We start from the raw sequence: 14,545 nt of genomic DNA on the forward strand, positions 1-14,545 counted from the left end.
CGATTAATGTATATAATAAAAGAGTACAACTTTGTGTACTCTTATTGCAAGACTTTTAAGTAATCTTCAGGTCTTCCGTAATCTAAATTTTTTGAAAAAAACATATATTCAATACCTTTATATCTGTTTTGGGCAGAATAGTTCAGGTAGTATTCTCTAAACTCTAAATTGGAATAAAGTTGTTTAATTTTAGGGTGATTATCATAAGTAACAATCCATTTTCTGTTTCTTAAGTCCTTCTTTATTTTTTTGGCCAATTCTTCATGGTTTTTTTCATTATAGAACTTCGTGTATAGAGAAGGGCCTTTTTCAAAGTAAGGAGGATCAAAGAAGGTGAAAGATTTTCTTGTTTTTTTGATAACTTTATCAATAAAGTCGTACCCATCCATATTATATAGTTCAATACTATCTCTTCGATCAGCAATCTCCCGTATCTTTTGGATTATTTGTGGTTTTTTATAGCGACAGTCCATCTTGTAGTTACCTGATTGATCTTTTCCACCGATAACTCCACCTTTAATTATCCCAGAGCGATTAGTACGGTTTAAAAATAAAGTTGAAAAACCAAGGTCAAGTAAATCTGCGGTGTCTTTATAGTTTTGCACCCTTTTTTGAACATACCATTCCTCTATGCGAATTTCTGTATTATTAATCTTATGAATTAATTGTTCAGTTCTATAAAGTACACTATACCAGAAAGCATAGATACTTCGGTCGTAGTCATTTATAATAATTTTCTTCACGTCACTGTTAAGTAAGAGGTTGATAGCAACAGCTGCTCCGCCTGCAAAAGGCTCAACATAGGTCGTAATGTTATTTTGGGCTACCAAATTCTTAATAAAACTACATGTGTTATTTTTTCCCCCAGGATATCTGAGCGGGGATTTAGTGAAAGGCATTTTATACCTCCTGACAACTTCTTCATTTTACAATAACAATTATTATAGGTTTTGGCCAGAAAAAGCTTCTTTCTCTTCAATGCTTTTTATTAAATCATCGTTGATAATAATTTCATCAAAAAGGTTGGATTTTGCGACGAAATCATGAGCGAATTTAAACTCTCTGAGGAAGCTCACTACAGTTTCTTGATGATCATCAAGCCAGAACCAAATTAATTGATTCATTTCAAGCTCGTGATCCTTGAACCACTCTTTAAAATTTTCCCTTTGATGCTTACTTGTATAGTTTGCTGAATTGGGCCCATTATCGATGAAGGAAGTTTTTTTAAATGAAATGCCTTTGGGATTATCAGCATAAAAAGGATGTCCCTCCGGAAGATCTAAGGCGTAATCCCATAAGAGTTTTTCAGGAGACTCGCCTCCGGGAAGTTTTATAATATTGTATGTTTTGCCATCAGAAGGCGAGTAGTTTGTTACTACTCCTCTTAACTCTTTTCTAATGTCATCATCTTCCACATCCCCATCTAATAAAGTGAGGTTTTTAGAGAAATAGTTAAAATCACCTCTTAGAAGTTTTAGAAGTTGGTTTTTCCCCAAAGAGACTGAAACGTGTTCTAGTTTGTTTGAAGAGAACTTGATAAAATTCTTTTGTTTGCAATAACCAATTAGTTCGTCAAAGAACCATCTTGCCTCATTATCTTCTGAATAAATTTTTATTTCGTTCTTTTTATTAAATGAGTAAGTATTTAACAAATCAGATTTAATATCTTGCACATTTAAATCTGTATGAACTTTCATAGACCCATGGTCTGTACTTAAATAATTCAATTCAATCGATTTTAAAGGTCTATTTTCACTCTCATGGTAATGATTTATTTGATCAATATTTTTATCTATGTGTTCTAGTAATGAAAGACTGTGAGTAGTGAAAATTATTTGAATGTCATAGGTTTTTGAAAAATCTGACAAGAAATCAAATAATCTATTTTGAGCTATTGGATGAAGAGTGGCATCAACTTCGTCTATTAGAAGGAGCCCTCCTACCCAATCTTCTCCCATATTTTTCTTCAACCTTTTAAAGGATAGTAGTGATAACAAAATTTGACCAAGGTTATCTTGTCCTGCAGAGTTAGACAAAGCATCGTATTGCTCAGTTTCAATACCAAATCCTGTTTTTTTTGTGTTTTTAAGATTAACTGAATGTGAAGATTTATAACTATCATTATTGGCTAGAATCCATTTGTGATTATCGTGAACAAAGTTTTTCTCCTCATCAGTCAGTGATTTAATTCTGTCAGGATTTACATTTTTATCATCAACTTCTCCGATAGGGTATAGGCGAGACATTCCTAGATATAGCGTGGGAAATTTATATTTTCTTACTGTATGCCTTTCCTCAGTAGGCATTGGGAGTAGGCGGTATCTTTTATTGTTTTCTTTTCCTTTTTTTTGCCAAGTTGCTCGGAAGGAGATAGATTCTAAATATGGTTCTTGAGTTATATTTGGGAGATCAGTAAATTCCAGAGTACATTTTTGGGAGCCAGAAGGGTCAAATTCCTCACTGAATTTCATTATTTCTTTTAAGTCTGCTCTAAAGGCACCTCCATTTATAGTGGTACCAGTTTTTTTGTTCAATTCAGATGAATTGGCGAGAATACCCAAAATTGTAGATTTTCCGACTGCATTATGGCCAGAGATACAGGTGAGTTTTTTTCCGAATTTAACTTCATTATTTTTGAACTTACGAAACTCATGAATTTTTAACTTCGTAACTCTCATTGTGGTTCCTCCTACTGTTTTTTATGAATCTGCATCTATTAGTAAAGTTTGATTGAAGTATAAGATATGATTATAATAAACACTTATACCTCCAAAAAATACAAAATTCGCCAACAGTATTTAAAATAAATACACGTCTTTCGACGTGTTACTTATTCTCTTTGTTTCTCTCTCGTGCCCGATGCAATACATACTCGAAATGCTTCTTCACATCCTCAATATCCTCACGAGAAAGTTGTTTCCATTTCTCTATGTCATAAAAGCCCAGGTCCGTACCTTGCATATTGTTCTCTATCATAAACTGTTTGAGTTCTTCCAATGGATCAAAGTTTTCATCTTCGTTCTGGTTAGGATCGTCTGAACGACCGAGAAGGTAGTCGGCAGTAACATTAAAATAGTCCGCAATTTTTTGAAGTGTTTCATAGTCAGGGTTTCTTTTCCCTTGCTCATACATTCCATAGGTCGTCCGGGCAACTCCTAAAATCTTTGCGAGTTCCTCTTGTTTTAAATTATGTTCTTTCCTCAGTAGGGACAATCGTTTATTTAACATAATATCCCCTCTCAATTTATTAATATATAATATATTATAACGTCACGTAGAGTGGCATTTAAACAAAAGCCACGAAAAGTGTATTAAACTATTGGAATTCCATAATAAGTGGCATATACTTTTAATTAACAAGCCACACAACGTGGAATTAGGAGGTGAAAAGATTGAGGGACTGGCTATTAGAAATTAGAACAACCAAAGGATTAAATCAAGCTGAAGTAGCCAGACAAGCAAAAATCAATTGTTCCATTTTTAGGTGAATGATAGCATACCAATGGGAAATCTTTTCTTAAATACTCCCGAAGTTGAAATGATGATCGAAAATTCCCACATAGAAGGAAGGTGAGTAAATGAGTTTATCGTTTGAAAAAGAAGTAGTACAGTTTAAATCAGAGATTCAATGTCAGGATGTATTTTTGGGCAGGATGATAACATACAATCTATAAAAAACAATAAATGTTTAGATTAATGGTCATACTTAATGTGTTTAACAGGATTAAAATCCCGGCATAAATAGTACGAAGAACCTTTTCATAAATGAAAGAGTTTAACGTTCGTAAAAATATAAGCGAGAATCGTGTAATGGAGGGTTTTTATGTTTTGTTCGAATTGTGGAGAAAAAGTTAAAAAAGAAGATACGTATTGTAGCAATTGCGGAGCGTATCAAGAAGAAAAGTTGTATGAAGAAGCAGTATCTTCGTCTGAAAATAAATCAGGTAGATTTCAAGAACAAGTGAGAGGCACATTTATGCAAGCGACGGAAAAAGTCAATCGCATGGTAGGTGAAGAAGGTAGTATTGATGTCAATTTGAAGAATGTGTTTTCAGATGTGTTTCAAAAGCATACAAAAGATGAAGCTGAAGAACTGTTTATTGTTGGCACAAAAGCGACAACGCCAGCAGAACGGGACATTTCGACTTCTTGGCCCAAACCATGGTTGTTTAGTAGAGTTTTTCTTGTCTTAGCTTTTACTTTTGCTCTTTTATTTATTGCAATAGATACGTTTGAAAATACAAATGCATTTCCTGGTACAATCATTATAGGATCATTCGCTGCACCGGTCTCTATATTAATTCTGTTTTGGGAAATGAATGCTCCTCGAAATATTAGTTTCTATGAAGTAGGAAAGATGTTCTTTATCGGGGGAGCAGCTGCTATAGTGGCTACCTTAATTATACATGGAATTTTCCCGGTCAATGATTTAGATTTTACAGGTGCTATTACTGTGGGAGTAGTGGAAGAAGTAGCTAAATTAGCTATTATTTTATATTTTATTCGAAAGATGAATCCTAAATATATTTTAAACGGTTTATTAATTGGTGCTACGATAGGAGCAGGATTTGCTGCTTTCGAATCTGCTGGATATGCATATACGTCTGCAGTTTTATTTGGTCAAAGTGAAATGCTCAATATCATTTTTACAAGAGGATGGATGTCGGTTGGTACGCATGTTGCTTGGAGTGCAATTGCTGGAGCAGCTGTAGTGTATGTAAAACGTGAGCAAATTTTAGAAAAGGATCATATTTTACAGGCAGATTTCTTAAAACTGTTTGCTGTGCCGATTATCTTACATGCCGTTTGGGATATGCCTCTGGGTGGCTTAAATACTTTATATGTTTTGTTCATTGTTTTAATTATCATTGCTTGGATTTTTATCCTTTCATTTATTAACGCAGGGCTCAAGCAAATCGTTGGTTTAAACAATAATCAATAAAACAATAGGATCGTTTATGAAGTAAATTTAATGAAGTTGTTGTTAATGCAATTACTGGATATATTGATATCAATACTGCAAATAAAATCACTGATAAAGTTTTATAGTAATCAGCATGTTGAAAAGTGAACTTCTTTAGGTGGAACTCGGCACAAACTATTCAACTTCATCATTTATTTAGTGTATTAAATCCTGTCACATCGATGTTTGTTAGGTTTAATATCTTGCCTTCCTTCGTGGAGGTCATGACTGGCAACCACAAGAGTGTTGTTTTAAGCTAATGTGTAAAATAAACTACATAGGTTCCACTTTCCTTCCATTGTATATGTGAAATAAAAAAGCGAGAAATATATTTTTTTCAATTAATCATCACATAACAATTTGAACTAAAGTATTGGTAAAAGTGCGGGAGTAGGATTGGTTATTTATTCCTATTTTAAATTGCTTCTACATTTATAAATTAGTTACAGAGTCGGTTTGATAGGATTTGAATGGCTATTGTTAGTGGGAGATTAGGCTTCTAAGCTGTGGGTCGCAGGTTCGAAGCCTGCCTGGGACATTATTTGCAAAAGCTGCATTCCTTATCTTGTGAGGAATGCAGCTTTTTTATTTGCAGGAAATACTCATGCCAAAGTTGTCTGATTAACAAGTTGACTTTGCAATCGGGCGTTAGATAGAATAATTCTAAAGAATCAATTTATTTCGGCTTATCCGTCTGAACCGGTATAAACATTAGTTTGTTGAAATAATCGATGGCCAGAATCTTCGGAGAATAAGACCTATATAAAACTCGGATTGAGGAGTGAACAACTTGGAGGAAACATTGTTAGTAATTACAGTAACTCTGATCGGGCTTGCCATTCTTATCCCGTTAATTTTAGCTCTCTGGCTTTATATTCATGATGAAAGGCAAAACGAACATTCTGTATTGAAAAATTATCCACTATTAGGGAGGTTCCGTTACATCGTCGAGAAAACGGGACCTGAATTCCGTCAATACTTGTTTCACAATGATAGGGAAGGAAAACCGTTCAATCGTAAAGAGTTCGAATATGTCAATAAAGCAGGAAAGTACAATACCCGAATGATGGGGTACGGAGCGGAGCGGGATTTTACTGAGGACGGCTGGTATTTAGTGAACGACATGTTCCCGGTCCAGGCGGAAGAGTTACGAATCGATCAGAGTGAGCCGATTAAGACGAAACTGTACGACATCGACAAAGAACAGCTTTTTAAACGTAAAGAGCACCGGTTCGATTCAGAGCTTGACCCCGTTTACTTACATGACGATGATTGTGTAATACTCGGGAAACATACCGTCGATCATCCTTTTCGTCTGAAAGGTCTGATCGGACAATCTGCGATGAGTTTCGGATCCCTTGGCGACCATGCGATCACAGCATTATCAAAAGGGCTCGGGCGTGCGGGCGGCACATGGATGAACACCGGTGAAGGCAGTGTCTCTCCTTACCACTTAAAGGGTGACGTCGACATCATCATGCAGATCAGTCCCGGACTGTTCGGTGTCCGGACAAAAGACGGTGAGTTCTCCTGGGAGGCCTTTCGTGATCAGGCCTCCCGAGAGCAGATTAAAGCGTTCGAATTGAAACTTGCGCAGGGCGCCAAAACCCGCGGAGGCCACGTAGATGGAAAAAAGGTTACGGAGGAAATTGCCGAAATACGTAAAGTCGAACCGGGTAAAGATATAGACAGCCCGAACCGTTTCCCCGGCATCGATACACCTGCCCAGCTGCTTCACTTCCTTTCTGACCTGAGAGCTTCCGGCGGCAAACCTGTCGGAATGAAGATAGTAGCAGGTAATGAACAGCAGGTGGAGCGGCTTGTTTCGGCAATGGTGGAAGAGGATATTGTTCCCGACTTTCTTACGGTAGATGGAGGAGAAGGAGGAACGGGAGCTTCTTATTATGCCCTCGCCTATTCCGTAGGACTCCCGGCTTTTTCAGCTATACCGATGGTGGATGAGATGCTGAAGAAATATGGTATACGTAGACGCACTAAGATTATCGCCTCGGGCAAATTGCTCACGCCTGATAAAATTGCAATGGCACTGGCTCTCGGGGCAGATCTGATCAATATTGCACGCGGGTTCATGATGAGTGTCGGTTGTATCATGTCACAGGTCTGTCATAAAAACACCTGCCCGGTAGGAGTCGCAACGACCGACGCTGAATTACAGCAGGCACTCGTTATCGAAGAAAAAAATTACCGCGTTACGAACTATCTGATTGCCTTACGCCAGGGTTTATTCGATTTAGCGGCCGTAGCCGGGCTGGATTCACCGACGAAATTCACAAGAGAACATATCGTTTATCACTCTGACTTTCGTAAAGTAATTAATGAGGAAGATGGCGCAGGCAGATAACTGGATGGTATCATACGCGAAAAAAAGTTCGAGTGGAAAGGCAGTTTGAGGAGATCACGTATAAAACTCTTCGGTTATCAGTTCGAAGAGTTTTATTTTTGCCTCTTCAAGGGAATAATCACAGGTAATCAGGGTAATTCAAGCGGATTTCTTCTTTTGAAATACATGTTTGATATAATGAATAAAGTACATACTTAAAACGGTTAGGAAGGGTGCGTTATGGAAAACAGCAAAGGAGAAGTTGTTCTTTTTCCGAAATGGAGGGAGAAGCTGCGGGAGAAAGGACTGGAAGCGGTCCGTCATCAGCAGTACGAAGAAGCTATCGAATCACTGGAACCTTTGTTCCATTACCGGGAAGCTGACGATGAAGTGATTACCGGTCTGTTAATTTCCTGGGTAGGCACGGGAGAATACGTGCAGGCGGAAGAAGTTTGCCTGAATCGCATGAAGGTCAGTGAATCCGCTTATTTTCAATATCTACATATTTATATAACGATTCTATTCCATGAGGGAAAATACAGGGAACTGATGACGCTGGTGGAAGAAGTGCTTGAACAGGAGGATCTCCCTGGTGAAGTAAGGACACAGCTGTGGCAGATGTATAACGTAAGTAAAGACATCGAAGACTCCCATCAAAAAGAAGAACAAGAGTATTTGATGGAGGAATGGCAGGAAGCTATAAACGGGCAGCAAATAGAAAAACAGTATAGTATTCTTATGAAATTGAAAAGCTTCGATCCGGTGCCCTCGATGGAGACATTCCGTGGATATTTGACGGATGAAGAAACGCATCCGGTAATAAAAACAGCCATTATACTATGGTTCCAGTCGCACGGGGTGGAAGAGAGCACATCTATACATAAATTTGGTAAAACCATATCCATCGTCCCTGTCGAAATAGGTTCACCTTCCACACACTACATAGTAAAGCATTTAGAGTTACGTCTTACTCATATTGAGCAGGAACATCCGATAATGTACGATATCATCGTAACGATGCTTCATCGTTACATTTATATCCGGTACCCTTTCCTTCCTACGGAAAATGAAGTGACTTACATAATAGAAGCATTGAAAATGCTCGGGAATGAGTATTTGCAATTAGAAGAAACACCTATTAGAATGGGACCGGAAACTGAATCCTATAAGAAGGATATTGAAGTCGCAAATCAACAATACAGGGCGATTACAGGAGAATAAGCATAATAACCCCTCTATTGTTGAAAGAGAACAGCATTATGTTATAATATAGTGGTTGTAAATTAGATTCGTACACATGTCTGTAACAGATCCATGTAAAAATGAAAATATGACGTTGGAGGGACTTTTTATGTCAGCAAATTGGGAAAAGAAAGAAGGAAATCAGGGGACCCTTACAGTAGAGGTATCACCTGAAGAATTCGATAAAGCGCTCGATCAGGCGTTTAACAAAGTAGTGAAAGAAGTGCAGGTACCTGGATTCCGTAAAGGAAAAGTACCGCGTAAAATCTTCGAAGGCCGTTTCGGTGTTGAATCTCTTTATCAGGATGCACTTGATATCATTCTTCCACAGGCTTATTCAGATGCTGTACAGGAAACGGGCATTGAGCCGGTAGACCAGCCTGAAGTGGATGTGGAACAGATTGAGAAAGGCGAACCGCTTATTTTCAAAGCGGATGTTACTGTTAAGCCTGAAGTAGAACTCGGCGAATACAAAGGTCTTGAAGTAGAAGAGGCAGATACTGAAGTAACCGATGAAGACGTAGAGGAAGAACTTAAGCGTCAACAGGAAAACCAGGCTGAGCTCGTAGTTAAAGAAGAAGGCGAAGTCGAAGAAGGCGACACAGTTGCTATGGACTTCGAAGGTTTCGTTGACGGAGAAGCGTTTGAAGGCGGTCAAGCCGAAAACTATTCTCTTGAAATAGGCTCCGGCACGTTCATCCCAGGTTTTGAAGAACAGCTCGTCGGTAAGAAAGCCGGAGAAGAGCCTGATGTGAACATTACCTTCCCGGAAGATTACCACGCTGAAGAGCTGGCCGGAAAAGAAGCGACATTCAAAGTTAAAATTCATGAAGTGAAAGCCAAGGAACTTCCTGAGCTTGATGATGAATTTGCTAAAGATGTAGACGAAGACGTTGAGACAATGGATGAACTGAAGAAGAAAACCCGTGAAAACCTGGAACAGCAGAAACAGCAGGAGGCTGAGAACCAGAAACGCGAATCACTCGTCAACCAGGCGAGCGACAATGCTTCCGTGGAAATTCCACAGGCCATGGTCGACTCCGAGCTGGATCGTATGATAAGCGAATTCGAACAGCGTCTGCAAATGCAGGGAATGACGAAGGAAATGTACTTCCAGTTCACCGGTCAGGACGACAACCAGCTTCGTGAGCAGATGAAAGAAGATGCTGAAAAGCGCGTGAAGACGAACATGACGCTTGAGGCGATTGCTCAGGCTGAAAACGTCGAAGTAACCGAAGAAGATGTGAATAAGGAACTTGAAAATATGTCCGCTATGTATCAGACGGACGTTGAGAATCTGAAGCAGATGCTTGGAGGAAATACAGACATGGTCAAAGATGATCTGAAAATCCAAAAAGCGATTGAAGTACTTGAGCAGAACAGCAAAACAGTATAATGAGTGATGACAAAAACAAGGCGAGGAATATCCCCGCCTTGTTTTCTCATATTATTTGCAATTTGTCATTAATAAGTCATATCATTATGATAGTCAATCGTATCTATACATAATAAGAATTACTAAGCGTTTGACCTGCATGTACAGTCTCTGCATAATATTATGTGATGTCGTCAGCAGGAAGGGCAGCCTTTTACTTTTTAAATATCGATTTATTTGGTATGATAAGCGAAAGATAGTGCGGGTTAGCCTTGGCATCATTTTGGAAAGGGTGAAAGTAATGTTTAAATTTAATGAAGAAAAAGGGCAGCTCAAGTGCTCGTTTTGCGGTAAAAGCCAGGATCAGGTACGAAAGCTTGTAGCAGGTCCGGGTGTATATATTTGTGATGAGTGTATTGAACTGTGTACAGAGATAGTCGAAGAAGAACTGGGTAATGAAGAAGAAACGGAATTCAAAGAAGTTCCGAAGCCTGAAGAAATCCACAATATCCTGGGCGATTACGTCATTGGTCAGGAGCAGGCGAAGAAGAACTTATCCGTTGCGGTTTATAACCACTACAAACGTGTGAATACGACAACTGCGAAGAATGATGAAGTGGAGCTTGCGAAGAGTAACATTCTTATGCTTGGGCCTACTGGTAGCGGGAAGACGTTGTTGGCTCAGACACTGGCCCGTATTCTCAATGTACCGTTTGCCATTGCCGATGCAACTTCCCTTACGGAAGCCGGGTACGTTGGCGAGGACGTAGAGAATATTATCCTTAAACTGATTCAGGCAGCAGATTATGATGTAGAGAAAGCCGAAAAAGGTATTATCTATATTGATGAGATCGATAAAGTCGCCCGTAAGTCCGAGAACCCGTCCATCACACGTGATGTTTCCGGAGAAGGTGTGCAACAGGCCCTTCTGAAAATTCTCGAAGGAACTCAGGCGAGCGTGCCTCCGCAAGGGGGACGTAAGCATCCTCATCAGGAATTTATCCAGATTGATACTACGAATATCCTGTTTATCGTTGGCGGTGCATTCGATGGTATCGATCAGATCATTAAACGTCGTCTCGGACGAAAAGTGATCGGTTTTGGGTCCGAACAGGCGCAGCCGGATTCCGAGAAACAGGAACTGCTTACGAAAGTGCTTCCTGAAGACCTGCTGAGTTACGGACTTATTCCGGAATTCATAGGTCGTCTTCCGGTGATTGGAAGCCTTGAGCAGCTCGATGAAGATGCGCTTGTAGAAATCCTCACTCAGCCGAAAAACGCTCTCGTGAAACAGTATCAGAAACTCCTTCAGATCGATGATGTCGAACTTGAATTTGAAGAAGATGCTCTTCGCGAAATTTCCAGATTAGCTATCGAACGGAAAACAGGTGCGCGTGGACTGCGGTCTATCATTGAAGGGATCATGCTCGATGTAATGTTCGACCTGCCTTCAAGGGATGATATCGAGAAATGTGTCATCACGAAAGAAACGGTGAAAATGGAAGGTGGCCGTCCTCGTCTTATATTGACCGATGGTACGGTGGAAGAACCGAAAAGTCCAAAAAGCGCCTGAGCACTTCAGGCGGAATAAAGCTTAGCCGCGCTAGTTTAAGCGCGGCTTCTCTTTTCTGTTTTTTTGATTTGTATTCTTTCTTTACATAATTCTTCCGGACAAATATGGAATGAAAATAATATCAGGAGGTGTAACGAATGACTGAAAGTAAAACATACCCTCTACTTCCGCTGAGAGGATTGCTCGTCTATCCTTCAATGGTGCTTCACCTGGATGTCGGTCGTGAGAAATCAGTGAAAGCTTTAGAAGAAGCTATGATCGATGACAGTCACGTTATGTTGATTGCACAAAAAGAAACAAGCGTGGATGAGCCTGAAAGTGACGACCTTTACGAGGTAGGTACAGTAGCTTTCGTGAAACAGATGGTGAAACTGCCGAATGGTACGCACCGCGTCCTCGTCGAAGGCGTGGAGCGGGCAAAAGTAAAAGAAATAAAGGAAAAAGAAGAACATTTCGAAACGACCGTCACTGCGTTACAGGAAGTGCAGGGGGATCGGAATGAAGAAGAAGCTTTGACACGTACGCTCATGGAACAATTCGAACAGTACGTAAAAATATCGAAAAAAGTAACGAAAGAAACTTACGACACTTTGGCCGATATCGATGACCCTTCCCATCTTGCCGATATGGTAGCGTCTCACCTTCCGATTAAAATCAAGGAAAAGCAGGGAGTTCTTGAAACTTCAGAAGTAAAAGAGAGACTGAAACGTGTCATTGACATTATAGGCAACGAACGTGAAGTTCTGCAGATAGAACAGAAAATCGGACAGCGTGTAAAAAAATCGATGGAAAATACCCAAAAAGAGTATTACCTTCGGGAACAGATGAAAGCTATCCAGAACGAACTGGGCGATAAAGATGGAAAGTCCGGGGAAGTTGCGGAGCTGAAAGAAAAAATTGAAAATGCAAATATGCCTGAGCGGATTGAACTGGTAGCTCTTAAAGAGCTGGGGAGGTACGAAAAAGTTCCTCAAAGTTCAGCCGAGAGCTCCGTCATACGTAATTATATTGAGTGGCTCGTCGTACTGCCCTGGACGACCGAAACGGAAGATAATCTGGATGTGCCGCACGCGGAAGAGATTCTCGAGGAGGACCATTACGGTCTTGATAAAGTAAAAGAACGTATATTGGAGTATTTGGCTGTGCAACAGCTGACCCAATCCATTAAAGGACCGATTCTTTGTCTCGTCGGTCCCCCGGGCGTCGGGAAAACGTCTCTCGCAAAGTCCATAGCGCGGGCGATCAACCGTAAATTCGTAAGGATATCTGTCGGCGGTATAAGAGATGAGGCTGAGGTTCGTGGACACCGGCGTACTTATATTGGAGCTATGCCGGGGAGAATTATTCAGGGTATGAAACGTGCAGAGACTGTCAACCCGGTCTTCCTGCTGGATGAGATAGATAAAATGGCCAGTGATTTCCGGGGCGACCCGTCTTCTGCGATGCTTGAAGTTCTCGATCCTGAACAGAACGCAACGTTCAGTGACCACTATATTGAAGAAGATTATGATCTTTCGAACGTTCTGTTCGTAGCTACAGCCAATACAATGTCCACAATCCCCGGTCCGCTCATGGACAGGATGGAAGTGATTCAGATTGCTGGATATACCGAGGTCGAAAAACTTCACATTGCAAAAGAACATCTTTTAGGTAAACAGATTACAGAGAACGGGCTGACGAGGAATCAGCTTCAGTTCCGGGATGACGCTCTTATGAAACTTATCAGACGTTATACACGGGAAGCGGGTGTGCGCGGACTTGAACGTGAAATCGCCAACGTCTGCCGGAAAGCTGCTAAAATAATCGTTTCCGGAGAGAAGAAGCGGGTAATTGTTACGGAGAAAATGATAGAAGAACTCATCGGCCGCCCTAAATTCCGGTATGGTCAGGCAGAACTTGAAGATCAGGTAGGGGCAGCCACCGGCCTTGCCTATACAGCAGCCGGCGGTGATACGTTGTCCATTGAAGTTTCCGTCTCCCCGGGTAAAGGCAATCTCACACTTACCGGGAAATTAGGTGACGTGATGAAAGAGTCGGCCCAGGCCGCTTTCAGCTATATTCGCACCAGGGCGGATGAGCTGAATATCTCTTCCGACTTCGTAGAGAAAAATGATATCCACATTCACGTGCCGGAAGGAGCCACGCCTAAAGATGGTCCTTCAGCAGGTATCACGATGGCTACTGCTCTCGTCTCCGCACTTACAGGTCGTGCTGTGTCGAAAGAGGTGGGGATGACCGGGGAGATTACACTGAGAGGCCGCGTCCTTCCTATCGGCGGGCTGAAACAGAAAGCTCTCAGTGCTCATCGGGCCGGACTGACAAGGATAATTATCCCCTTTGAAAACAAAAAGGATTTAGACGACATCCCGGAAAGTGTCCGGAACGATTTGACATTCATTCCTGTGAAGCATCTTGATGAGGTGCTCGAGCAGGCATTGACGGGTGAGAAAAATGAGAGTAAATGAAGCGGAAATAGTTATCAGTGCTGTAAGTAAGACCCAGTATCCGAGCGATCCGATTCCGGAGATTGCGCTTGCGGGGCGTTCCAACGTAGGGAAATCATCGTTCATCAATACGATGATCCAGCGTAAAAATCTGGCCCGCACTTCAGGGAAGCCGGGGAAGACGCAGACGCTCAATTTCTACATCATCAATAAATCTTTTCACTTCGTGGATGTACCCGGGTACGGGTATGCGAAAGTCTCCAAAGCGGAAAGAACACGCTGGGGAAAGATGATGGATGAATATTTCGGGGAACGGGAACAGCTCGTTTCGGCAGTTCTTGTCGTGGACTTACGGCATGAACCGACCGATGAAGACTGTATGATGTACGATTATTTTAAATATCACGACCTTCCGGTAACGATTATCGCTACGAAAATGGATAAGGTTAAGAAAGGGAAGCGCCCGGCTCAGAAGAAGCTTATACGTGAGGTGCTGGAAGTTGATGAAAAGGATCCGCTCATCCTTTTCTCTGCGGAAACCTCCGAAGGTAAAGATGAAGCCTGGAAGTCCCTGCGCTCCCATCTGAAAATGTAGAAGACCGGTGGT

Annotated in this window: 10 protein-coding genes; 7 read left to right on the plus strand and 3 right to left on the minus strand. The window is 40.9% G+C overall.

Annotated elements, in window-relative coordinates; translation table 11 throughout:
* Positions 1 to 41 precede the first annotated feature (41 nt).
* The 3 genes from AAV35_RS04995 to AAV35_RS05005 all read right to left on the minus strand — a co-directional run bounded on the left by AAV35_RS04995 (position 42) and on the right by AAV35_RS05005 (position 3,228).
* Positions 42 to 899: a DNA adenine methylase gene (locus AAV35_RS04995; protein ID WP_008588636.1), complete on the minus strand. Its 858-nt coding sequence runs from the start codon at positions 897 to 899 to the stop codon at positions 42 to 44.
* Between the two features lie 42 nt (positions 900 to 941).
* On the minus strand, positions 942 to 2,678 hold the full coding sequence (locus AAV35_RS05000) for an ATP-dependent nuclease (protein ID WP_008588637.1): 1,737 nt from the start codon (positions 2,676 to 2,678) through the stop codon (positions 942 to 944).
* A gap of 148 nt (positions 2,679 to 2,826) precedes the next feature.
* Positions 2,827 to 3,228, minus strand: coding sequence for a helix-turn-helix domain-containing protein (locus tag AAV35_RS05005; protein WP_008588638.1), 402 nt, complete (start codon positions 3,226 to 3,228; stop codon positions 2,827 to 2,829).
* Between the two features lie 595 nt (positions 3,229 to 3,823).
* Between AAV35_RS05005 and AAV35_RS05010 the strand changes: the two genes are divergently transcribed.
* The 7 genes from AAV35_RS05010 to yihA all read left to right on the plus strand — a co-directional run bounded on the left by AAV35_RS05010 (position 3,824) and on the right by yihA (position 14,533).
* Positions 3,824 to 4,942 carry a PrsW family glutamic-type intramembrane protease gene (locus AAV35_RS05010; protein WP_008588639.1) on the plus strand — a complete coding sequence of 373 codons (1,119 nt, stop codon included), beginning with the start codon at positions 3,824 to 3,826 and terminating at the stop codon, positions 4,940 to 4,942.
* Positions 4,943 to 5,753: 811 nt separating this feature from the next.
* Complete coding sequence (locus AAV35_RS05015; protein ID WP_008588640.1) at positions 5,754 to 7,325, plus strand: FMN-binding glutamate synthase family protein; 1,572 nt, start codon at positions 5,754 to 5,756, stop codon at positions 7,323 to 7,325.
* A gap of 219 nt (positions 7,326 to 7,544) precedes the next feature.
* Positions 7,545 to 8,525, plus strand: coding sequence for a hypothetical protein (locus AAV35_RS05020; RefSeq protein WP_008588641.1), 981 nt, complete (start codon positions 7,545 to 7,547; stop codon positions 8,523 to 8,525).
* A 130-nt stretch (positions 8,526 to 8,655) separates the two neighbouring features.
* Entirely contained in the window at positions 8,656 to 9,942 is a 1,287-nt protein-coding gene (gene tig, locus AAV35_RS05025) for a trigger factor (protein WP_008588642.1), read from the plus strand.
* Positions 9,943 to 10,222: 280 nt separating this feature from the next.
* The gene (clpX, locus tag AAV35_RS05030) at positions 10,223 to 11,494 is read left to right on the plus strand and encodes an ATP-dependent protease ATP-binding subunit ClpX (RefSeq protein WP_008588643.1); all 1,272 of its coding nucleotides are present in this window, start codon (positions 10,223 to 10,225) and stop codon (positions 11,492 to 11,494) included.
* A gap of 137 nt (positions 11,495 to 11,631) precedes the next feature.
* The gene (gene lon, locus AAV35_RS05035; protein WP_008588644.1) at positions 11,632 to 13,959 is read left to right on the plus strand and encodes an endopeptidase La; all 2,328 of its coding nucleotides are present in this window, start codon (positions 11,632 to 11,634) and stop codon (positions 13,957 to 13,959) included.
* Positions 13,946 to 14,533, plus strand: a complete 588-nt coding sequence (yihA, locus tag AAV35_RS05040) for a ribosome biogenesis GTP-binding protein YihA/YsxC (RefSeq protein ID WP_008588645.1) — start codon at positions 13,946 to 13,948, stop codon at positions 14,531 to 14,533. The genes lon and yihA overlap by 14 nt, the downstream gene beginning before the upstream one ends.
* The last annotated feature ends 12 nt before the right edge of the window (positions 14,534 to 14,545 follow it).

Origin of the sequence: Salimicrobium jeotgali (assembly GCF_001685435.2) — a bacterium.
Classification (GTDB): domain Bacteria; phylum Bacillota; class Bacilli; order Bacillales; family Halobacillaceae; genus Salimicrobium; species Salimicrobium album.

Bases quoted from the DNA above. Each gene is read 5' to 3' on its own strand.
- AAV35_RS05000 (WP_008588637.1), bottom strand. From the start codon at position 2,678: ATGAGAGTTACGAAGTTAAAAATTCATGAGTTTCGTAAGTTCAAAAAT.
- yihA (WP_008588645.1), top strand. From the start codon at position 13,946: ATGAGAGTAAATGAAGCGGAAATAGTTATCAGTGCTGTAAGTAAGACC.
- AAV35_RS05010 (WP_008588639.1), top strand. From the start codon at position 3,824: ATGTTTTGTTCGAATTGTGGAGAAAAAGTTAAAAAAGAAGATACGTAT.
- AAV35_RS04995 (WP_008588636.1), bottom strand. From the start codon at position 899: ATGCCTTTCACTAAATCCCCGCTCAGATATCCTGGGGGAAAAAATAAC.
- AAV35_RS05005 (WP_008588638.1), bottom strand. From the start codon at position 3,228: ATGTTAAATAAACGATTGTCCCTACTGAGGAAAGAACATAATTTAAAA.
- clpX (WP_008588643.1), top strand. From the start codon at position 10,223: ATGTTTAAATTTAATGAAGAAAAAGGGCAGCTCAAGTGCTCGTTTTGC.
- lon (WP_008588644.1), top strand. From the start codon at position 11,632: ATGACTGAAAGTAAAACATACCCTCTACTTCCGCTGAGAGGATTGCTC.
- AAV35_RS05020 (WP_008588641.1), top strand. From the start codon at position 7,545: ATGGAAAACAGCAAAGGAGAAGTTGTTCTTTTTCCGAAATGGAGGGAG.
- tig (WP_008588642.1), top strand. From the start codon at position 8,656: ATGTCAGCAAATTGGGAAAAGAAAGAAGGAAATCAGGGGACCCTTACA.